This is a genomic window from Desulfosediminicola sp. (assembly GCF_048381775.1).
Classification (GTDB): Bacteria; Desulfobacterota; Desulfobulbia; order Desulfobulbales; family Desulfocapsaceae; genus Desulfopila; species Desulfopila ganghwensis.
Genome location: NZ_JBLXGE010000005.1, coordinates 31,188 through 52,910 on the forward strand (window position 1 = coordinate 31,188; position 21,723 = coordinate 52,910).

A 21,723-nucleotide genomic window follows, 5' to 3' on the forward strand; every position below is an offset into this window, starting at 1 on the left:
ATCGGGCCCACTGGCCCTTAAATTACAGATGGTCTAATGGCAATCCCGGTTGCAATGGCCATTTCAGGTCCGATACTGTTGAGATAGTCAGTGTCTATTTTTTTGGGGTCAAACCCCATATTTTTGAACGGGTTGAATAAGTTGACTTCCAGGCCTGTCTCCTGGGACAGGAAGTCGCACATGCCGGCAACTTTGGCACCGCCGCCACTCAGTACGATCTGTTGGAGCGGCATGTCGGGGTTGTTAGCATGGTACAGGTCAATAGCCTTTTTGATCTCAAGAACCCATTGGGTGCAGGTCGAGAGAAAAATTTCTTCGATGGTCTCCTGGTTTTCGCCGGCGGGCTCCTGACCGAGTTTGATCGCTTCCGCGTCTTCATAGTCAGTGTCAAGCGAGGCCTGAATCTGCTCTGTGAGCTGGCGGCTCCCTACTACGATATCCCGCGCCACGACTGATAGGCCATCGGAGATGATATTGATGTTCATTTTTGAAGCGCCGATATCAACCAGGGCAACGTTGGTGAGGTCTCGGGAGCATTGCTCGAAGGTGTTTTCCATTGCGAATCCATCGACATCCACCAGGACCACCTGAAGGCCGATGCCCTCAAGCATCTGCAGGTAATCGTCTATCACCTCTTTCTTGGCGGCGACCAGCATGACGTCAGTGCGCTCTTCACTTTCTTCCTGAGGTGTTATACGCTGAAAATCGAGGTAGACGTCTTGTATATCAAAAGGTATATATTGTTCTGCTTCGGCCAGAATATGCTCTTCGAGCTGTTTGTCGTCCATGGCATGCAGGTTGACCTTTTTAACGATCACAGAATAGCCGGAGATTGAAATGCCGACTTTTTTGGTTCGTATTTTCAGGTTGGAAAACAATTCGGCAATGGTCTTGCCGACTATTTCCGGCTCTACCAGAGTGCCATCGTCGACAGCTCCTTCGGGTAGCACAGCACTGCCGACGGAAATAACCTTGAATCCATTGTCTGTCTCCTTAAGTTGACAGACTTTTATTGCATGGGATCCAATATCCACGCCAATGACGAGATCCTTTTTTGATAGAAACGGCAAATTCATGGTCAATAGTTGGGCATTAATTTTTAAACTATCAAATAACCGAATTTAGCAGTACTGCGCTAAACTCCAGATTTCTCATACTTAGTCGTTATTAAGGACACAATTGAGTTGAATTGTCAAGGGAAACAGCAGGGCCAAAAGGTATTAATTTCTTTTTTTAAACAGTGATTTAGCAGGCACTGAGAGGGTGCTGAGAGTCATTCTCCACAATATATTGTCTACCAACCGCCCGATTACTCTCTATATAGTAGGTGTTGTTGGAAAAAATGAGTATTACTAGGAGCTGCAGGGAATCTGAAAATTGTCGGGGCAATGTCGCTTGTATTTAAAGTCTGGATAATGTAGCCTTGCTTTGTTTCTATCATCATGAATACTTTTCAAGCCGAAATGAGGTTCGAAGTTGACTAAAACGAACAATAAAAAATCTCTTGTCAGGGAATATATTGAAGCCATAATTATTGCAATACTCCTTGCATTATTTATTCGCACTTTCATCGTGCAGGCCTTTAAGATTCCTTCGGGTTCAATGTTGCCGACATTGAAAATAGGTGATCATTTACTGGTAAATAAATTCAGCTATGGGCTTAAGTTGCCTTTCACCGGCACAGTGGTGATCCCCTGGAAGGATCCGCAACGAGGAGATGTTGTGGTGTTCAAGTTCCCAAAAGATCGTTCAATTGATTATATAAAGCGTGTTGTCGGTGTGCCCGGAGATATCGTTGAAATAAAAAACAAGCGAGTCTATATCAACGGTACGGCTATCGAAGACCCCCATGCCCATTTTACCTCACAACTGGTAGTCAGCGGCAGGGAGAGCAATCGGGATAACTATGGGCCGGTAACTGTCCCGGATGGGTCGCTACTTGTGCTTGGCGACAACCGTGATAACAGTTACGACGGCAGATTCTGGGGATTCGTTGACCAAAGAGACGTGCTGGGCAAGGCCTTTATCCTGTATTGGTCATGGGATCTCGAGAAACCGCTACTTTCAATGGATAGGTTCACGTCGGTTCGCTGGAGTCGGATCGGCAGCCTTATAGACTGATAAACCTTTGAACACGGGTAACACCATTGCAGGAAAACTATAACTTCAAGCACAGGCATATCCTCGGTCTCGAGCAAATGAGCGCCGATGATATCTGCCATGTGATCAATACAGCACGCTCATTTAAGGAGGTCTCCGCACGGCCGATAAAAAAGGTGCCGACCCTCCGCGGTAAGACAATCGTCAATTTCTTTTTTGAGCCATCGACAAGGACCCGCCTCTCATTTGAGATAGCAGCCAAACGAATGAGTGCCGATACCTTCAATATCTCGGCATCGACGAGCTCCGCCACCAAGGGTGAGACCCTCATTGACACTGCGAGAAACCTGCAGGCGATGAATCCTGATATCATTATCCTTCGCCACTCCAGTTCCGGGGCGCCGCATCTTCTTGCACGTAATGTTCAAGCTTCGATCATTAATGCAGGGGACGGAACTCACGAGCATCCGAGTCAGGGGCTTTTAGACATCATGACTATCATGGAGCATAAAGGTAGTCTCGCGGGTTTGAAAATCGCCATAATAGGTGATATTGCCCATAGCAGGGTCGCCGGCTCTGATATCAGGGGCTTTACCACACTCGGTGCACAGGTTTACCTGGCTGGTCCCAAAACTTTCATGCCGGCCGCGATCGAGCAGATGGGAGCAGTTGTCTGTGAAGATGTGCGCGACGCTGTTCGCGATGCGGATGTGGTTATGGCGCTCAGGATTCAGCAGGAGAGGCAGAATGACTCCCTCATCCCCAGTCTGCGTGAGTATGCCGTCTGCTACGGCATTAATGACAGGTTGCTGCAGCTGGCTAAAGACGATGTGTTGGTAATGCACCCCGGGCCAATTAACCGAGGTGTGGAGATGAATCCGGATGTTGCAGACGGCGCAAGATCTGTGATTCTGGATCAGGTGACAAATGGTGTGGCTGTCCGGATGGCACTGCTCTATCTCGTGTTGGGAGGAGATAAACCGGGCGTGGAGCAGGGAGGCTGATATGGACGGATTAATCATTTTAAAAGGCGGGAGGGTAATCGACCCGGTAAATGGCAGAGATGAAGTTGCGGATCTCTGGGTTACAGATGGGAAGATTGTAGCCTCTCAGGCTGAGACGCCTGCGGATGCCAAAGTAATTGATGCGACTGGTTGCTGGGTGGTGCCAGGGTTGATAGACATCCATGTCCATCTCCGCGAGCCAGGCCAGGAGTACAAGGAGAACGTGGCGTCTGGTACCCAGGCTGCCGCGGCCGGTGGCTTCACCGCTGTGGCATGTATGCCCAATACCACCCCGGTCAACGATAACGGCTCGGTGACCCGGCTCATACTTGAGCGGGCCGAAGGCTGTGCCGCCAGGGTGTATCCGGTTGGTGCAATCAGCAAAGGCAGCAAAGGCGAATCCCTTGCTGACTACGCAGAGATGAAAGAGGCCGGCATTGTCGCTGTGACAGATGACGGAATGCCTGTTGTCGACAGTCAGCTGATGCGCCGGGCCATGGAGTATGCGGCAAGTCACAAACTTGTTGTCATGTCCCACTCTGAAGAAGAGGCGCTGGTTAGAAACGGTTGTATGAATGAAGGGCTTAACTCCACCCGGCTCGGGCTTCGTGGAATCCCTGCCGCAGCCGAGTCTATCATGGTCTATCGCGAAGTGGCCCTGGCTGAGCTTACTGGCACCCATGTCCATATAGCTCATGTGAGTTGCGAAGATGCCCTGGCGGTTATCCGCTTGGCGAAACAACGTGGGGTGAAGGTTACTGCCGAGACCGCTCCGCATTACTTTACGCTCACCGATGACGCCGTGTTGGGGTACAACACCAATGCCAAGATGAACCCGCCACTCAGGTCGGAAAAAGACCGGGAGGCGATCAGGGCTGCCTTGGCGGATGGTACTCTCGATGCAATTGCCACTGATCATGCTCCGCACTCCGTTTTAGAAAAAGAGCTGGAGTTCAACTACGCTGCCAACGGCATCACCGGGTTGGAGACATCCTTGTCACTCACTCTGGAGCTTGTGCGCCAGGGAGTAATTACCGAAAGCAGGATGGTTGAGCTGATGAGCGCCGGTCCTGCGGGCATTATCGGTGTAGAAGGTGGTCAGCTTGGTGAAGGGGCAGTTGCGGATATCACTGTGATCGACCCGGAAATGGAGTACGTCTTTACCGCTGAAGCGAGTTTTTCAAAGGGGAAGAATTCTCCCTTTAATGAAACAAAGATGAAAGGGCGGGCGATAATGACCTTGGTCGATGGCGAGGTGAAGTACAGGCTCTGATCATTTTTCGCATACCTGAGTCATTTTTTTAAAGGGCGAAAGAGCTTGTGCTCCTCGCCCTTTTTCTATTGGTGCGAAGTGAGGGCCGTCAGGTCTTGTGCGTTTTATGGAAATAAGGTTATATTTCGCAAGGTAATTTTCGTATCACATCAATACCGTGAGGTGATACCTCGGCCTGGTATGCGAGAATCATAACTCCTTTGTCGACGGCTTCTTTCAAGGTCTCGCTGTACACGGGGTCGATATGGGCAGCAGGTGCAAAGCTGTCTGTGTCCATGCGCTGTACCAGAAAGAATATACAGGCACCGTGCCCCTGTTCTGAAAGGATCATTAATTCCTTAAGGTGCTTAGTGCCGCGGGTGGTCACGGCATCCGGAAACATTGCCTGACCATTTTCAACAAGCGAGCAGTTTTTTATTTCAACATAGGTTGTCATCTCGTTATGGCTGACAGCCAGGTCGAGTCTGCTGGAGCTTGAAACCTTCACTTCTCGACGAATAGCAGTCACTTTATCGAACTCGGCAATTTGACCGTCGTTGATTGCTTCTGCAACCAGTCGGTTGGTGAGGCCGGTGTTCACGCCTATCCAGGTACCATTATTTTGTACCATTTCGAGAGTGTGGGGGTATTTTCTCTTCGGGTTGTCTGATATACTCATGGCAACCGGGCTGCCGGGTTCAGAACAGGAGCGCATGGAACCAGTATTCGGGCAGTGGATAGTGAGGGTGGAACCGTCGGTGAGTTCCACATCGACGAGAAAACGTTTGTAGCGCCGGATTAAGGTGGCAGTTGTTAGAGGTGGATTAAATTGCATGCTTTTTTTGGGGATGTGTGGTATTCCTGATAGGTTTCTTTATGAAAAACAATGACGTCGCGTATAAACGAAATTTATGAATTTCGTTCGTTGAGGCCCCGCAAGCGATCCTTGATTGCGGACATAGAGGCGGCATTAACACTTGTGACACAATACTCATAAAGGAGACGTATTGCCATGTATTTAGGTATCAACGGTCTTGGACGAATTGGGAAGCTTTCATTATGGCACCATGTATCGCGTAAGCACTTCTCAGGGCTTGTTGTTAATACCGGTCGCGAAGTCGGAGGCGGACTTGCCGATCTTGCAGCGATCATAGAGCGTGATTCAACATATGGACGGCTGGGTACGTATCTCCACGGCCATACGGCAGGGAGGATGATCCAGGAGCTTGATGAAGAGAAAGGCTCCATGGTGATTAATGGTGTTCCTGTACGCATACTGAGGGAAGCCAGAAATCCTCTCGATATTGCCTGGCGGGAAAATGATGTCAAGCTGGTGGTGGATACCACCGGTGTCTTCAAAGACCCCACTGCGGATGCCAGTGAAGGCCGTGGTGCAATGAGAGGTCATATGCAGGCAGGTGCGGAAAAGGTTTTATTGTCTGCGCCATTCAAGATCAAATCCAAAGGGCTGGATATGCCGGACGATGCCATTACCACGGTGATGGGCATCAATGACGACATGTATGACCCGGCCAGGCACAATCTCATCTCTGCTGCCTCATGTACCACTACCTGCTTGTCATACATGATCAAACCACTCATGGAGCGAATGGGAGCGGATCGTATCCTCAGCGCCTCAATGGTGACTGTTCACGCGGCAACAGGCAGCCAGCAGGTACTTGATCGTCTGCCCGGCGCAGGTGCAGCCGACCTCAGGAAAAACCGTTCAATTCTAAATAATATCATCCTGACGACCACCGGTGCGGCCAAAGCGCTTTCGTTGGTTATTCCAGAGATGGAGAAAATCGGTTTTATGGCAGAATCTGTCCGTATTCCGACTTCAAGTGGTTCCCTGATTATCCTGGTGCTCAATCTGCAGGATGAATTTGATACCCCGACAAAGCGCGCGGATATCAACAGCATCTACAGAGAGTTTTCTGAGGTTACCCCATACCTCGAGTATACTGAGCAGCAGAATGTCAGCTCGGATATCCTCGGCACTCCAAGGGCTGCTGCGGTTATTGAAGCGTCTGAGACGCATACCCGTACCGCTGCTATTCCGGTCAACCTTGGCAAGGTCAAGGGGGCAACTGTTGCAGCTGGTGCCGATCCTGTCCTCAATGTACCGGTAACCCAGGCAGTAGTTTATGGCTGGTATGACAACGAGCTTGGTAGCTATACCAATATGCTCGGTGATTTAACCGTCAAGGTTGCCGACGAAATGGTTTAAGTCGTTACCTGTGAATATCCGTAACATGGCTCCGGAAGACTGCGGGGCCATTTCCATTATCGAGCAGGAGTCTCCATCTCCGTGGACACCTGCTCAGATTCTTGCCGAACTCCCCCTGCCCGAAAGTATTGTGCTTGTCTCAACCGGCGACGATGGTAACATTAATGGCTGGTGCTGTTCTCGCTATTGCGGGCCTGAAGCCGAGTTGCTGAAGATCGCGGTTGCGGGCTCCGAGCGCAGAAAAGGTGTGGCGAAAAAATTGCTCAGAGTTCTTATCAAAAAACTGGCGGCTGTTAACGTCAGTATTCTCTTTCTTGAAGTACGGTCGAAAAATGAACCGGCGTGTAAATTTTATTGTTCCCAAGGGTTTGCTCAAGTTGGCGAACGCGCTGGGTATTACGCGAATCCCAGGGATAATGCCTTGATTTATAGGAAAGAATTGCTCTATATTGATGGTTGAAGGTGCTATTTTCTTCCAGTTAGACAACCAGCCTTGTTCCGGAGATTTTACGATGAAGACTATATATGATTTAGAACTGTCGGGCAAACGTGTGCTCGTGCGCGCCGATTTCAATGTGCCGATGGATGATGGCGGCAATATAACCGATGACATTCGCATCCGTATGGTGTTGCCGACCTTGCAGCATATCCTTGATCAGGGAGGCTTACCGGTTATCTGTTCCCATATGGGGCGGCCCAAAGGGCAAAGGGTGGAAGCGTTCAGCCTGCGCCCGGTAGCGGAACACCTGGCAGCCTTAATTGGAAAAAAAGTGCATTTTGCCACCGATTGTATCGGCGAAGAGGCAGAAAAGGTCGTGGCGGCAATGGCAACAGGCGAATTAGTCCTGCTGGAGAATCTGCGCTATTATAATGAAGAGACAGCCAATGATCCGGAGTTTTCCAAAAAGCTAGCCCGCCATGCTGAGGTTTACATAAACGATGCTTTTGCCTGCTCGCACAGGGCGCATGCCTCTGTGGTAGGCGTTGCCGAATTGGTCAAAGATAAAGGCGCCGGCATGTTGCTGCAGACAGAAATGGATTACTTTCACAAGTCGATGGATAAACCTGTTCGGCCTTTGGTTGCGCTGGTTGGTGGTGCAAAGGTGTCATCGAAGATCGGTGCACTTGAGAATATGCTCGGCAAGGTCGATAGTATGGTGATTGGCGGCGCAATGGCCAACACTTTTCTAAAATCCATGGGAGTTGAGGTCGGTGCCTCAAAAGTGGAAGATGATCTGCTCGATACTGCCAGAAATTTCATAGCCGCAGCCGAAAAACAGGGAGTAAAGCTCTATCTGCCGGTGGATTTTGTGGTTGCTGACTCATTCAGTCCCCACGCAGTTACCAAAAACGTGACCTACAAGGATATCCCGGAAAACTGGATGGCCCTTGATATTGGGCCGGCAACCACTATCCTATTTCAGGAAGCGTTGGCTGATGCCAGAACCATTGTCTGGAACGGGCCAATGGGAGCTTTTGAGATGGACGCCTTTGCGCGGGGAACCATGGCTATCTGTCAGGCTGTCGCCTCATCACATGCTCTGTCCATAACTGGTGGCGGCGATTCAAATGCGGCAGTAAAGAAGTCTGGTGAATCCAGAAATATCTCGTATATGTCCACCGGTGGTGGTGCCTTTTTACACCTTATGGAAGGGAAAGAGCTGCCGGGTGTTATTGCACTTGGCGACTAAGACGTAACCGGTCGAGTCTGTTTACGTCATAGCAAAATTTCAAAGAGGATCATCATGAGAAAATCGTTGATGGCCGGTAACTGGAAAATGCATACCACCCGTGAGGATGCATGCCGGTTGGCTGAAGAAGTTATGAAGCATTGTCCCACCTTTGCGGATCGGGAGGTGCTTCTCGCTCCACCCTACACCGCTATAGCTGCGGTGGCTGAAACGGTTTCAGGCAGTGATATCATTGTGTCGTCCCAGAATGTCTGCTGGGAGGAGCAAGGTGCTTTTACCGGTGAGATATCACCGGTAATGGTTAAAGATGCTGGTGGTAGTGCGGCCATTATTGGCCATTCAGAGCGCAGGCAGCTGTTTTTTGAGACTGATACCCTGATAAATCAGCGGGTAAAAGGCGCTCTGGATTTTGATCTCATGGCCCTGCTTTGTGTCGGAGAGACCCTGACAGAACGTGAGTCGGGCCAAATGCTCAATGTCCTCGAAACCCAGATTAGAAACGGATTGGCCGGGGTGAGAGCCGAGCAGATGGCCAGGGTTGTTATTGCCTACGAGCCAGTCTGGGCTATTGGCACAGGCAAAACAGCAAGCAAAGAGCAGGCACAGGAGGCTCATGCTTTTATCAGGGAACTTATCTCAAAGTTGTTTGAAAAAAACGTTGCTGAGCAAATGAGAATATTGTATGGTGGCTCGGTCAAACCAACCAACGTAGATGAGTTGATGGCGCAACCCGATATAGACGGTGCGCTGGTTGGCGGAGCCGCTCTGGACGCTGAATCGTTCGGGCGTATTATTAATTACCAGAAGAACTAAAAGAAGGTCTGAATGGATACATTACTCACAATTGCACACGTTGTCGTTTGCCTCTTCCTGGTAGGCATTGTCCTGCTTCAGCAAGGTAAAGGCGCCGATATAGGTGCAAGCTTTGGTGGGTCCAGTCAGTCACTTTTTGGCTCAGAGGGCCCAATACCACTGCTGAATAAAATCACCACGGCAGCGGCTGTAATCTTTATGGTAACTTCGTTGTCTCTTGCCTATATTTCATCGGAAAAAAGTGCTGGATCTGTGATGAAAAGTGTGGTAAAAGAGCAACCCGCAGCAGTTGAAGAGGCAAAACCTCTTGCCCAGGAAGATGCAGTTCTTCCCGCAGCAGAAGAGACAGAAGCAGCAACAACTGACAGCGAAACAAAATAGACACACTCTTTGAGTGCCGAAGTGGTGGAATTGGTAGACACGCTATCTTGAGGGGGTAGTGGGCCACGCCCGTACGAGTTCGACTCTCGTCTTCGGCACCATTTATATAAAACCGTAAATTACTGAACAGTAATTTACGGTTTTTTTTTTATCCATTTTTTTAAATTGGATTTTCAGGTTGCTTTTGAATCTCAGCAAGGATCGATCGGGAATTAGGCGTGAGAATACAGACGTATAGGTTCAGTTGATTATATGCCTGATAAAAATACGCTGAAAGAATTGGAATGAAACGCTGCCCTGGTAGGGTGTAACTTCTAAATCTTTTTTTTATCCTCCCTCAAATCTTACGCTGAGGATGCTGGTAATCTCATTGTGTGTTGTCGCCATGTTGTCTATGTCTATAAACGACTATCCATCTATTCCCCGCCACCTTGTAATCATTGACCCCTTAACGGTTTCTCACTATCATCTGCTTTTCATGTAGGCAATCGAAATGTATTCAGTGAGGCAAGAATGAAATTTCTAGAGGCGAATCTTCTCGATCATCTTGAAAGACCTGAGTTTGCAGACCTGTATTCAGCCCTGGAGCCCGAATATCATGCCAAGGGGAACTTTGTCAGTCAGCCGGGTGATCAGCGCAATCGAATCTTCATTGTTGTGCATGGCCGGGTGCGTATTTATCTCGGTTATGAGGAAAAGGAGTTCAGTCTCGGTATTCTGACGCGCGGAGATATCTATTCGAGCCATACCCCTACATTTGTGCAGGCGCTTACTGACGCAACCCTGCTTACCGCCAACGTTGAGACTTTCCGGCAACGCATGGTCGGTGACCCTGAAATCACCAAAGCCATGGTACGGGTGCTGGGTAATATTCTGGAGCGTTCTTTCTCAATAATTGACAGCCTTGCCTTTAAGGATGTGGGTGCACGTCTGATAGCTCTGCTCTCCTACGAAGCGAGAAAACACGGATCAGTGCAGGGTGATGGTTCAATTGAGGTTGAAATAGATCTGTCGACCGAGCACCTGGCTCGTCTTGTGGGCTCGTCGAGGCAGACGATCTCAATGCTCCTCAATGAACTTATACGTGGCGATCTTGTTATCCGGCCACGGCGGGGACTCTATGTAATTCAGGACATTCAGGCCCTGGAACATGCTGGTGGGATAGGTATCCAGTAAGCGGTATTGTTTTTTTCTTTTTCCTCTGTCAGGTAGACGACAGTTTTTTAACTGACGACGGTGTACTGATGTACATACCTAGTGAGGTAAACCGGGTTTCCTGAGCGTAAAAAGATTTCGGAGGAGAAAAGATGGCTAAAGATAGTGGTGATGTGAAGAACAAAAGCATCTGGGAAGATGCTACGAAAATGATAGAAAAAGCGGCCAGGGATGGCGTGGAAACTGTCTGGGATCGTTTTGAACAACAAACACCCGGGTGCAAATTCTGTGAATTGGGGTTGACCTGCAAAAACTGCAATATGGGACCATGCAGGATCAGCCTCAAAGAAAACGGCAAGATGCAGCGTGGAGTTTGCGGGGCTGATGGTGACGTCATTGTAGCCCGAAATTTCGGCCGCTTTGTCGCTGGTGGCTCTGCTGGACATTCCGACCATGGCCGGGACCTGATTGAATTACTTGAAGCGATAGTGGAGGGCAAAGCCAGTGCTTACACCATCACGAATGAAGAGAAGCTGTACCGGGTCGCACAGGAGGTAGGAGTAGCCACCGATGGCAGGACAAAGCAGGATGTGGCGAGAGAACTGGTCGATGTCTTGTTTGCAGATTTCGGCAGCAGAAAAAAAGAACTGGCCTTTATGGGCCGGGTTCCCGAGAAGCGAAAAGAGATCTGGCGGCAGTTGAATGTAATTCCCCGGGGGGTGGACAGGGAAATAGCAGAGATGATGCACCGCACCCATATGGGGTGTGATAATGACGCGATTTCCACCATGCTGCACTCAGCCCGGACGGCCTTGGCAGATGGTTGGGGTGGCTCGATGATTGGGACTGAATTGTCGGATATTATTTTCGGCGTACCGACACCCGCTGCATCGAAAGTAAACCTGGGAGTGATCCGGAAAGAACAGGTCAATATCCTGGTGCATGGCCACAATCCGGTGGTCTCAGAAATGGTTTTGGCAGCAGCCCGTGATCCGGAAATGATTGCCAAAGCAAAAGCAGCAGGTGCAGAAGGCATCAATATCGGTGGATTGTGTTGTACCGGCAATGAGCTGCTCGGCCGTCAGGGAATTCCCATGGCAGGCAACCACCTGATGACGGAACTGGCCATAGTGACCGGGGCGGTGGAAGCTGTTGTGGTCGATTACCAGTGCATTATGCCAAGCCTGGTTCAGGCGGCTGCGTGTTATCATACCAGGTTTATCACGACTTCCGACAAGGCGCGTTTTACCGGTGCAACCCATGTGTCATTTGATACTTCAAGAGCAGCGGAGCAGGCGCGCCAGATCGTCGAAATGAGTATTGAGGCATATGGTAGTAGGGATAACTCAAGGGTTGAGATCCCGGTGGAGCCGGTGGATATAGTCTCAGGTTTCTCCAACGAAGCCCTGCTGGACATGCTGGGAGGTAGTCTTGAACCGTTGCTTGAGGCTATTAAGGACGGATCGATCCGTGGTGTCGTGGCGATAGTTGGCTGCAATAACCCCAAATTCACCCACGATTCACAGAACGTGGGGCTCGCTAAAGAGCTCATCAAGAGAGATATTCTCGTGCTCGCCACCGGCTGTATCACCACAGCGGCAGGAAAGGCGGGACTGATGGTTCCAGCAGGTGCCGAAATGGCAGGGCCGGGTTTGCAGAAGATCTGTGGCGCTCTTGATATACCACCGGTGCTGCACTTCGGCTCATGTGTTGATAATTCGCGGGTCATCCAGTTATGCGGTAGTATTGCCGACGCTCTGGGCGTTGACATCTCTGATCTTCCGGTCTGGGGCGCTTCGCCTGAGTGGTATTCGGAGAAAGCGGTGGCTATTGGCGTTTATTGCGTGGCTTCCGGTATTCCGGTGCAGATCGGTACCCCGCCCCAGATCACTGGTTCAAAGCTGGTGACTGATCTGGCAACAGGTGGGCTGGAAGACGTTTTTGGCGCATCATTTCTGGTGGAAGCGGATTACAGGATTGCGGCAGAGAAGATGGATGAGCGGATCAAGGCAAAGCGTAAGGCGCTTGGGCTTGATGAATAGTCACTATTCAGGTTGTAACGGGTGGGGCAGTACACGGCAATAACATTGCTGTGATACGTTCAACTGTACGACAGATCACAGACAAAGAAAAAGGGGGTGTTCCGTGTGAACACCCCCTTTTTCCGTTCGGCGAATTACAGGCTGATACCAGCTTATTTCTTTAGTGCACCAATGGGCAGAACGGTACGGCCGTACTCATTGTTCAGTACCTGCGCCATGGCAAAATAGATCGCGCTCGCGCCACAGATGATGCCTTCAAAGCCGGCAATGGTACCGATCAACTCGCTGCCCGTGAAATCGCGGGCAGCAAGCAGAAAGAACAGCAGCGTCAATGAACCGAACACAAACTGTTTGGCCCGGGGATAGCGGAGTGAGCCGACAAACATGAAGGCGGTGAAAATTCCCCAGAGGAGAAGGTACCAGCCCATGAAGCTATGTGGACTTGCAGGTAGTCCCATATGCGGCATGGTGAGCAGGCCAACAAGGGTAAGCCAGAACAGTCCGTAAGAAGTAAAGGCCGTGGTGCCGAAGGTGTCACCCCGGAAAAAGCACATGATGCCGACGATTACCTGGGCTATACCACCATAGAAAATGCCCATGGCAAGAATCATGGAGTCGATGGGAAAGAACCCGGCATTGTGAATATTGAGCAGAATAGTTGTCATACCGAACCCCATAAGTCCTAGGGGTGCGGGATTGGCAAGTTCGCGAGACATGTTTCACCCTTTGTAAATGAATAATTCCAGCCACCGTTGATGCTACTGCGCACCAGGTGCAAAAGAAAAAGGGAGGAACTTACAGAAAGACGGGGAGTAAAGCAATTAAAATTCACGAAAACATGTTGTGATATGTACTTCGCAAAGTGATAGTTCTACCTCTGTGATGAGGGAATGTGTTGGTATCTCAAAGATATTCAGAAGCCAGGATGTACCGCTCTCATAGATGACAAAAATGCAGAATGTCGAATGAGGTTTTACGGCATATCCTCAAAGCGACGGGTTGAGCTCATTCGGCAGAAATATTCTCTATGTGGACGCGGGGTGAGAACCTCGATGTCCTTTGCAGGGCAACCTCATATTATGACCCTGCAGTAAGGTCCTAGCGTTATGAGTAATTCTCCGCAGGCATCTGTGGGTAACGTAGCGGGAGCCTCTCAAACGGTTTGGCAGAATCGGGCATAGAGTAAATTTGAAGGTGAAATTGACCGTTTGTTTATGCAAGATGATCTTTAGCTTCGAAAAGTCGGGTAAAGGTGTCATGCGTAGACATCTGTGTGGACTGTGTTACAATCAACAAAGAAAATTGAATTATGTTGTGAACAATTCTTGACCTTGTCCCGGGGCTATGGTAAAAACACGTCTCCTTGCTACGGGAGAGCAGAAACTGCTCAACCGTCCGGGTCAACTACCTGATATCAGCAGTCCGGATACCAGGCAGCTTTAACCGGAGCAATCATATTGCTGTTATGTGCCGAAGTGGTGGAATTGGTAGACACGCTATCTTGAGGGGGTAGTGGGCCACGCCCGTACGAGTTCGACTCTCGTCTTCGGCACCAACATATAAAAAAGCCGGAATCACTGAAAAGTGATTCCGGCTTTTTTCGTTTATACCGTTCTCGAATTATAATTCCCCATGAGATAGCAGAGGTTTCGAATTCTGGTCCCTGCATAAACAAATAATCTGATCACCAAGACTCCACAGCTAAAGGTTGATGCGTGGCAGAAGCAACGGGGACCAGAAGTGAAACTGCATGATAATCGATTTTCACGAAGCAGGAGCACATCGCCCAATGATAGGGTAATGTTTGATGGTGCAGGACTGTGGCGTATGTAACTCTGCTGAAAAAAACTCAGCGGATCAAGCTTTGCTCTGGAAAGGAGAAGAGTATGGGGACGGATGGCTATAATCCAGCTTTGCATCATCTGGGCAGGCGTTTGCGGTTGGCAGTGATTGGTGGCGGCCCTGGATCGTTTATCGGGGGAATGCACCGGCAGGCGGCCAGATTGACTGACTGTTACGAGTTGGTTGCTGCAGCACTTTCCTCAAACCCGGAGCGCGCAAGACAAGGCGGGAAAGATCTGGGCCTTTCAGAAGATCGCATCTACACTGATGGACTGGAGCTGATTCGATCCGAAGTGGCCAGAGACAACGGTGCAGAGGTTGTGGCGATCATGACACCGAATGACAGTCACTTTATCTATGCGGCTGCCGCAATGAAGGGTGGTCTGGATGTGATATGTGATAAGCCGATGACCAATACTCTGGATGAGGCAGAGAAGCTTGTCGACATGGTAGCGCAGACAGGGCGGATATTCAGGCTTACGCATAATTACACCGGCTATCCACTGGTACGTCAGGCAAAAGCCATGGTGGAACAGGAGGAATTAGGTGAGATTCGACTGATTCAGATTGAGTATGTGCAGGGCGGCAAGGCTGATGAGTCGAAGGCAGATCCGACAGGGGCAAATGCTCCCTGGCGTTATCGAGTTGAAAAAGGTGGTCCTTCTCTGGTGATGGGGGATATCGGAACCCATGCCCATAATCTTATCAGATATGTGACAGGTCTGGAGGTTGCGGAGGTTGCTGCAGAGGCAGGTGCCATAGTACCGAACCGGCTGATTGACGATTATGCCGGGGCTATGCTCCGCATGAATAATGGTGCGCGGGGGAGTTTCTGGGTAACCCAGGCCGCGGCGGGGGTGGAGAATTCGTTACAGTTTCGAATCTCCGGAACTAAAGGTACTTTGGAGTGGGGCCAGGAGGTTCCGCAGCGTTTAACTTTTAAGCCCCTTGGCCGGCCGGCAGAGGTGAGGACACCAAACGGCCCCGGAACTTTGATGCTTTCCGCATATGCCAGCCATATTGTTGCAGGGCACCCAGAAGGTTTCCCGGATGGATTCGCCAATATTTACCGGGATGCTGCAGAAGCTATAGCTGCAAAACGTGCTGGTGTTCAACCAAGGGGGGAGGCGATGACCTGTCCTGATGAAAAAGACGGACTAGCCTCTATCCGCTTTGTGACAGCTGTGCTGAAATCCTCTGAGCTTGAGAGCCGTTGGGTTGGAGTTTAGTTGTTTCTTCTAACTATCAGAATTGTAGAGGGTTCTCTAAACTTTTTCAGGCTGAAGATTGGGGTTGAATAATCGTTCTTGTTAATGTCGTCTTGGACCGGACGGATAAGCGTTATGGTCATGTGTCTAATCATGCCTATCAATCAAGTGTAGTTATTTCCGATTGAAAATAATCATTCAAAAAGTTAGGTTTGGGGTGCTGGTGGTGTAAATCCTAGATCGTCTACGATTAATCTAACTCAACAGGGTGACTTATGATCAAGCAAATGGCATTGTGCGTTACGTTGGCCTTGAGCGCTGGTTCAGCAATAGCTGCTACGGAGATAACGCCGGGTGGTCCCTGGCTCACACCAAATCAGCAGGTTTCATTATCGAGGATCAGCACATACGAAGATCTTGAGAAGAAACTTTTTCAGTTAGAAAAATCTTCCAAGGGTCTGGTGGAGCTGGAGGTAATTGGGCATTCCGGGCAGGAGAGAAATATCTATCTGGCAAAAGTCGGTAATCCTGCAAACACTCCCGTTATGATAATGACTCAGCAGCATGGTAATGAACAGATGACCACAGAGGCTGCGTTGCAGGTGTTGCAGCAACTTGCCACCGGCAACAGCAAGGTAATGTCGATTCTCGATAAACTTTACGTCCTGATGATTGTACGGGCTAATCCTGATGGTGCTGTGTTGGATACCAGGGGAAACACTGACCCATCGGCACCTCCGCGCAACTCAGGGAGTTGTTTTGCCAGTGATGGCACGGTTATTGATGAACTACTTGATCAGGGGCGAGGGGTGTATTCCACAACTTTCGTGGATGCTGATGGAGTCCTTCAATCGGACTATGATATCAACAGATATCATTGGCACGATTGGTCGCAGAGTGATCAAGTCGTCTGCAATCCAGGGCTGTCAGGCCCTGCATTTGATCCAGATGTCAACCCGGTACCTGAAGCTCAGGCAGTTCTTGATGCCTTCAACTATTATGCCCCTCTCTGGATTGCAGATTTTCATCATCAGGCGACATATGTCACAGATGATGGTGAAAATGTCACGAGCTCAATTCTCTGGCCGAGAAATGAGAATGTTGAGGCGGGGGTAGTCGATCTTTCGAAACAGTTGTGTGTGACAATCTATGAGCATATGCAGCAATTTGGTTTCTCGACTGTAACACTTTATCCTGGTGGTACCTTCCCTGGAATTGCCAGGAATGCTTACGGACTTGGTGGCTCCGGTTCAATTCTCGTTGAACTGAAAGGTGCAATAGGGCAGAAGCAAAGTGGTATGATCATTAAGCACGCCTCAGAACAAATGTGGGCTATACTGGAGGCCACCGCAAACGAAAGCCTTTTTGGGATAGATCCGCTATTGGCTGATGAGATACCGGCAGATCGTTACTTCTATTACAAAGATTTCCAGAAGTCGGCAGATGACAGTGAAGAATAGATCACGGCAATCTCCTGATTGGTTGCCGTCAGCTCTCTGCAGCACCATTTTAGTTTGCTGAGAGGTCGTTTCATGCTCTATTGGCCTGCGTTCCCTGTGAACAGCGGGCGGATAGAGCATGAAGCCGAACTGCTGGGCGATTATGAAAGGCATCATTATTGATATTGCTCACAAAACCCGCAAATTGTGAATTTCCAGATTGCGCGGCTGTAGTGGTTGCTCCCAACAAGCGTTCCTGAATTGGATCAGGTTTTAATAAGGCAGTCCGACCGTACTTCTTTTTTTTGCAGAACTGATTTTCGCAGGCAAGGTGTTCATATTATTTAAAAGGTTAGGCTTTTGCTCATTATGTGTGCTGAATACGTGGTGGTTTCAGTAGATTTTCTCAATGAGAAAGATTCCTGATTGTGGTATTGACTCGTGAAAGATAGCGCTTCAGCTGTATTTGTAATTATTCTTTCAACGAGCAGTTACCATGTTAAACAATTCTGTAGATTCTCCATCAGAGCCAAGTCCCTCGGCTCTGGCTCTTTTTCCGCTTGGCGTTTTTCTTCTGCTATTTATAGGGGTTGGCGGTTATTTGACCATGCAGGGGGTAGATTTTGCCTTCTATCAGCTTCCTGCCCCCGTTGCCGCCTTGCCTGCCGTTATCCTGGCACTCATTTTGAGTAAGGATAAACTCAATAAGGCACTCGAACATTTTCTGCGCGGCGTAGGCCATAACGATATAATGGCCATGTGTATGATCTATCTGCTGGCAGGCGCATTTGCCGCTGTTGCCAAGGCAACGGGTGGTGTTGATGCCACTGTCAATCTGGGCCTGTCTCTGTTGCCGGCGAGTTTTATCCTGCCTGGCATATTTATTATTTCAGCTTTTATCTCAACAGCCATGGGCACTTCTATGGGCACCATTGCTGCTGTCGCCCCCGTGGCGTTGGGAATTGCGCAGGTGGCAGGCATTGATACATCCCTGATGGCTGGTGTGGTCTTGAGTGGTGCCATGTTCGGCGATAACCTGTCTATCATTTCCGATACCACTATTGCGGCAACCCGCTCCCAGGGCTGCCACATGAAGGATAAATTCAGGGAAAACCTGTTTATTGCCCTGCCTGCAGCTGCTGCAGCAATCGCCATATTCATGATGAGCAACAGTGTTACCGATGCTCCGGCAGCAGAGTCTTTTGAGTGGATCAAGGTACTTCCCTATATAACGATCCTGGTATTGGCCGTTTCGGGGTTGAATGTTTTTGTGGTTTTGGGAATTGGCATTTTGCTGGCTGGAACGATTGGTATGGTTTCGGCAGCGGATTATACCCTGGGAAATTATGTAAAAGATATTTATGCAGGTTTTGGCAATATGCAGGAGATTTTCCTGCTCTCCATGCTTATCGGCGGCATCGGTGAATTGATGCGAAGACAAGGTGGTCTCGCCTGGCTTACAGGTCTGGTTGGGCGGGTAATCGGTGCGTTCAGCAAGGATCATAACACCGGCAGTAACCTGAAGGCAAGTGAGCTGGGGATCGCTGGGCTTGTGGCCCTTACCAATGTCTGTACAGCGAACAATACTGTCGCTATTATCGTTTCCGGTGGTGTGGCCCGCAAGCTGGCTGAGGAAAACGGGGTAACAGCAAGGCGGTCCGCAAGTCTGCTGGATATTTTCTCCTGCGTCATACAGGGCTTGTTGCCCTATGGTGCCCAGGCATTGTTGCTTGGTTCGGTTTTTGCGCTTTCGCCTCTTTCTGTGGTCTCACATTCGTACTATTGTTTGTTGCTTGCAGCATCAGGTATCATTGCGGTTTTTTTGAAACGTCGAAGGCAATAACCGGCGGGTTGTCATTCATCAGGGTTAAGGGGCGGAATACGGCGTGCCGGCATAATGCTGGTGCGCATATTCTATTCTACGAGTTCATCTTTCCCGGACACAAACGTGGATACTGGGGATGTATCTCCGCTCTTGATTATCTCAGAACATTCTGCAATCGTTGAAATAGGAATAGTTGGTGACTTTGTAACGAGTGATTTTACTGTTCCGGGCTTTGATCTGCAGTTGCATGTTGGCAGATTTGAAGGAGTTCTATTATTAACAGCAGGTGGCCAAGTGAGGAGGCTATGGAAAGTAAACATATAGCAATGAACGCATTGAAAAAAAGTATTTCGATATCAATAATGTTGGCAGCAATGGCTCTTTTTGCCAGTGGTTGTTCAGTATCCTATTCTCTGGAGAAATCATCCGATTCCGTTTCCAAGAGCTCTGAGTCGATTATGGGGAGTTTTGAGTCAATTTCCGCAAGCTCATCCGGCTCTGATGAGTCTGTGGCAATGAATCTGAAGCTTTATCAGGATGACGTTGCAGGTCTGGTGAGTTTTTATGTGAAAAGGCACGGAAAGAGCCGGGCTGCATTTGAGAATGACCTGAATCAGATTGCCAGATCCCATGGCATTACTAACTGGGAGACAATGGAAGAAACCTACGAGGCAATTGGACGTGGTCTCAGTATTGGCGGTGTCTCAGTTTATGGGCATAGCTGGTTGCTCGACGAAGGGTTGATGAAAAGATATGATAGAGCCCTGAAAAGAGGATATGGCGTTTCCTAAGTATATTTCCGCTCTTTTTCTCTTTCTGTTTTTTTCCTGCTCTGCCCTGGCGGTAGAGCAGGAGCTTACCCTTGATTTCGTCTACGTTTCTCCCAATACCGGGCATGCTGCTGGTGGCCATTATGGTTTGAAGTTAGGGGGATTTCTGTACCATTACCAGTTTTTTGCTAATGGTGAATTCCTGCTTGTGCGGGACAGCTGGCAAAAGTTCACTCTTATTTATGCCGAGTTAAGCAACCGCCCTATTCATATCGCTGAAGTACCTGTTGATGCCAACACCTTTGAAAAAGTTGAGCATCAGCTGGCACAGACCCTGGTCAGGCAGAAGCTTGATCAGCAGCAGCGCCATGACCTGATCAGGGCCCAGCGTTTGCTTGATTCTCTGAAAAGTGATAACAGCCGTATTGTTATCCCTGCTGTGGGATTTTTTGCAGTAGATAATTCAGTTGGTGCTGCCAGGTTGTCGACTTCTTTACGGCAGAAAATTGCCGCAGATATTGGCGGTGGGGCTTTTGCAGAGAAAATCGGCAGGATTGAACAGCGTATCGCCTTGCATGAGACAAAGCCTGTTACTGCTCAATGGAGCCTGGAACTGCAGAATATGTTGCAGAAAAAGCTTGCCTTGGAGGTTATTGATTCAGGGCGTAGCCTCAGTGAGTCGGCGGTCATTGCACCTCTCCCCGACGAATTGCCGCTCAATGAAGATGTTCTGGCTGCTCTTAAAAAATATCGGCAGACTGTATATCAATCACTGTTGAGGCTTATCGTCTCAGATCGTGCCGGCGACGGGTCGGCGCTGCTCCTCCAGCTTGCCAGATACCATGTGCTGTCTCTGTCCCTGGAAGAGCGGAGACTGTACTCACTCGACCCCTTTCCTGAAGATGCCCTTACAATTACCCTTTCAGAGCAAATTGTTGAATCTGATGCCTTGCAGAACCTTTATCGCGCCCAGTTGCTTGACCGCCGGAATCTGATGGAGCAGATGGTGACGGGTCAACATCATGAACTGGTAATAAACAGGCTGGAAGAGGTTCGGGGGAGAATGGCTGAACTCGATAAGGTGTTTCAGGGCGCGGATCAAATACGTTATGATCGAGGCAAAATGGTGCCAGAGAAATCCGGGGCTGTGCACTATGACTTTCAGTTTTCAGAAGATACCTTGGAGGCGGCCATTGCAGACATCTCAGACGAATTAGAGCAGGCGAACCGCCAGATTCTTGCAAATTACAGCTATAACTTGCTCAGTCGTAACTGTGTGACAGAGATGAATCACCAGCTGAACGCATCGTTTTCCTCCCGCGAAGAGGGTGAACGGCAGTTGGGGGGCTGGATCTCGCCGGGTGAGCAATTCTCCTTCAGTCCATTCATGTTCCACAGCCTGGTCAAAAAAAATTATAATCTCCATGATAAAGAGGAGATTCTGTCAAGGCGATTACGTCAGCTTGAAGACCAGCAACTGAATTCGCTTATTGCCTGGCTGCGAGAGTCCAATGCGATGACGAGTACCCTCTATACCAGACGGGACCGAGATACTGCCTTTCTGATGTTTACCGATAACAACTGGGCATTACGACCGGTGTTTGGGCTGGTCAATGCAGGATATGGCGCTCTTTATACTCTCGTCGGGGTGTTGACCTTGCCTTTTGATAAAGGTGAACGTTTAGAGCAGGGAGCACAGGGGGTATTCTATAGCCTTCCAGAACTGGTATTCGTCAATATTCGCAAGGGTACATATCTTGCGCCGGATTATTCCTTTCTAGAGGAATCCCCGTAAAAAAATAGGCACTATTTGTTTTAATTATAGGATCGCGAAAGATTAGTGATCATGCCAATCTGTGAAATTCATTGTGCTTTCTGAAATGATAAACTAGGTTTCTGGCCACGATGTAGCGCATAGTGTGCAAAATGTGCATTTGTCACATTGTGGCCGTAGGGACGGAAGATGTGAAG

At 49.3% G+C, this 21,723-nt stretch carries 19 protein-coding genes and 2 tRNA genes; 18 read left to right on the plus strand and 3 right to left on the minus strand.

Going from position 1 to position 21,723, the window contains the following annotated elements; translation table 11 throughout:
- Positions 1 to 17: 17 nt before the first annotated feature.
- Complete coding sequence (gene pilM / locus ACN5NT_RS09555; protein ID WP_136798576.1) at positions 18 to 1,076, minus strand: type IV pilus assembly protein PilM; 1,059 nt, start codon at positions 1,074 to 1,076, stop codon at positions 18 to 20.
- A 400-nt stretch (positions 1,077 to 1,476) separates the two neighbouring features.
- Between pilM and lepB the strand changes: the two genes are divergently transcribed.
- Genes lepB through ACN5NT_RS09570 form a run of 3 tightly spaced genes read left to right on the plus strand, consistent with a single transcriptional unit; the run spans position 1,477 to position 4,377 of the window.
- On the plus strand, positions 1,477 to 2,121 hold the full coding sequence (lepB, locus tag ACN5NT_RS09560) for a signal peptidase I (protein ID WP_136798577.1): 645 nt from the start codon (positions 1,477 to 1,479) through the stop codon (positions 2,119 to 2,121).
- A 26-nt stretch (positions 2,122 to 2,147) separates the two neighbouring features.
- On the plus strand, positions 2,148 to 3,104 hold the full coding sequence (locus ACN5NT_RS09565; protein WP_136798578.1) for an aspartate carbamoyltransferase catalytic subunit: 957 nt from the start codon (positions 2,148 to 2,150) through the stop codon (positions 3,102 to 3,104).
- A gap of 1 nt (position 3,105) precedes the next feature.
- Positions 3,106 to 4,377, plus strand: coding sequence for a dihydroorotase (locus tag ACN5NT_RS09570; protein WP_136798579.1), 1,272 nt, complete (start codon positions 3,106 to 3,108; stop codon positions 4,375 to 4,377).
- 118 nt (positions 4,378 to 4,495) lie between these two features.
- Here ACN5NT_RS09570 and sfsA read toward each other — a convergent pair whose 3' ends face one another.
- Positions 4,496 to 5,191 (minus strand): DNA/RNA nuclease SfsA, encoded by a 696-nt coding sequence (gene sfsA / locus ACN5NT_RS09575; RefSeq protein ID WP_136798580.1) that lies wholly within the window; start codon positions 5,189 to 5,191, stop codon positions 4,496 to 4,498.
- A 177-nt stretch (positions 5,192 to 5,368) separates the two neighbouring features.
- On the opposite strand from sfsA, the gene ACN5NT_RS09580 reads away from it, so the two are divergent.
- The 8 genes from ACN5NT_RS09580 to cooS all read left to right on the plus strand — a co-directional run bounded on the left by ACN5NT_RS09580 (position 5,369) and on the right by cooS (position 12,668).
- On the plus strand, positions 5,369 to 6,586 hold the full coding sequence (locus ACN5NT_RS09580) for a type I glyceraldehyde-3-phosphate dehydrogenase (RefSeq protein WP_419175275.1): 1,218 nt from the start codon (positions 5,369 to 5,371) through the stop codon (positions 6,584 to 6,586).
- A gap of 10 nt (positions 6,587 to 6,596) precedes the next feature.
- The gene (locus ACN5NT_RS09585) at positions 6,597 to 7,046 is read left to right on the plus strand and encodes a GNAT family N-acetyltransferase (RefSeq protein WP_419175276.1); all 450 of its coding nucleotides are present in this window, start codon (positions 6,597 to 6,599) and stop codon (positions 7,044 to 7,046) included.
- A gap of 52 nt (positions 7,047 to 7,098) precedes the next feature.
- Positions 7,099 to 8,277 (plus strand): phosphoglycerate kinase, encoded by a 1,179-nt coding sequence (locus ACN5NT_RS09590; RefSeq protein ID WP_419175277.1) that lies wholly within the window; start codon positions 7,099 to 7,101, stop codon positions 8,275 to 8,277.
- A gap of 54 nt (positions 8,278 to 8,331) precedes the next feature.
- Complete coding sequence (gene tpiA, locus ACN5NT_RS09595) at positions 8,332 to 9,090, plus strand: triose-phosphate isomerase (protein WP_419175278.1); 759 nt, start codon at positions 8,332 to 8,334, stop codon at positions 9,088 to 9,090.
- A 12-nt stretch (positions 9,091 to 9,102) separates the two neighbouring features.
- Positions 9,103 to 9,471, plus strand: coding sequence for a preprotein translocase subunit SecG (secG, locus tag ACN5NT_RS09600; RefSeq protein ID WP_136798585.1), 369 nt, complete (start codon positions 9,103 to 9,105; stop codon positions 9,469 to 9,471).
- Positions 9,472 to 9,486: 15 nt separating this feature from the next.
- Positions 9,487 to 9,572, plus strand: a tRNA-Leu gene (locus ACN5NT_RS09605).
- 412 nt (positions 9,573 to 9,984) lie between these two features.
- Positions 9,985 to 10,647: a Crp/Fnr family transcriptional regulator gene (locus tag ACN5NT_RS09610; protein ID WP_136798586.1), complete on the plus strand. Its 663-nt coding sequence runs from the start codon at positions 9,985 to 9,987 to the stop codon at positions 10,645 to 10,647.
- A gap of 131 nt (positions 10,648 to 10,778) precedes the next feature.
- Positions 10,779 to 12,668, plus strand: a complete 1,890-nt coding sequence (gene cooS / locus ACN5NT_RS09615; RefSeq protein ID WP_419175279.1) for an anaerobic carbon-monoxide dehydrogenase catalytic subunit — start codon at positions 10,779 to 10,781, stop codon at positions 12,666 to 12,668.
- Between the two features lie 152 nt (positions 12,669 to 12,820).
- Here cooS and ACN5NT_RS09620 read toward each other — a convergent pair whose 3' ends face one another.
- Positions 12,821 to 13,384 (minus strand): acetate uptake transporter, encoded by a 564-nt coding sequence (locus tag ACN5NT_RS09620; RefSeq protein ID WP_419175280.1) that lies wholly within the window; start codon positions 13,382 to 13,384, stop codon positions 12,821 to 12,823.
- A 753-nt stretch (positions 13,385 to 14,137) separates the two neighbouring features.
- Here ACN5NT_RS09620 and ACN5NT_RS09625 point away from each other — a divergent pair.
- The 7 genes from ACN5NT_RS09625 to ACN5NT_RS09655 all read left to right on the plus strand — a co-directional run bounded on the left by ACN5NT_RS09625 (position 14,138) and on the right by ACN5NT_RS09655 (position 21,547).
- Positions 14,138 to 14,223, plus strand: a tRNA-Leu gene (locus tag ACN5NT_RS09625).
- Between the two features lie 331 nt (positions 14,224 to 14,554).
- Entirely contained in the window at positions 14,555 to 15,739 is a 1,185-nt protein-coding gene (locus ACN5NT_RS09630) for a Gfo/Idh/MocA family protein (RefSeq protein WP_136798589.1), read from the plus strand.
- A gap of 254 nt (positions 15,740 to 15,993) precedes the next feature.
- The gene (locus ACN5NT_RS09635) at positions 15,994 to 17,178 is read left to right on the plus strand and encodes a M14 family zinc carboxypeptidase (protein ID WP_136798590.1); all 1,185 of its coding nucleotides are present in this window, start codon (positions 15,994 to 15,996) and stop codon (positions 17,176 to 17,178) included.
- A gap of 475 nt (positions 17,179 to 17,653) precedes the next feature.
- Positions 17,654 to 19,000 carry a Na+/H+ antiporter NhaC family protein gene (locus tag ACN5NT_RS09640; protein ID WP_419175281.1) on the plus strand — a complete coding sequence of 449 codons (1,347 nt, stop codon included), beginning with the start codon at positions 17,654 to 17,656 and terminating at the stop codon, positions 18,998 to 19,000.
- A gap of 105 nt (positions 19,001 to 19,105) precedes the next feature.
- Positions 19,106 to 19,306 carry a hypothetical protein gene (locus ACN5NT_RS09645; protein WP_136798592.1) on the plus strand — a complete coding sequence of 67 codons (201 nt, stop codon included), beginning with the start codon at positions 19,106 to 19,108 and terminating at the stop codon, positions 19,304 to 19,306.
- Complete coding sequence (locus ACN5NT_RS09650; protein ID WP_136798593.1) at positions 19,288 to 19,773, plus strand: putative lipoprotein; 486 nt, start codon at positions 19,288 to 19,290, stop codon at positions 19,771 to 19,773. Before ACN5NT_RS09645 ends, ACN5NT_RS09650 begins: the two co-directional genes overlap by 19 nt.
- Positions 19,760 to 21,547, plus strand: a complete 1,788-nt coding sequence (locus tag ACN5NT_RS09655; protein WP_136798594.1) for a hypothetical protein — start codon at positions 19,760 to 19,762, stop codon at positions 21,545 to 21,547. Before ACN5NT_RS09650 ends, ACN5NT_RS09655 begins: the two co-directional genes overlap by 14 nt.
- The last annotated feature ends 176 nt before the right edge of the window (positions 21,548 to 21,723 follow it).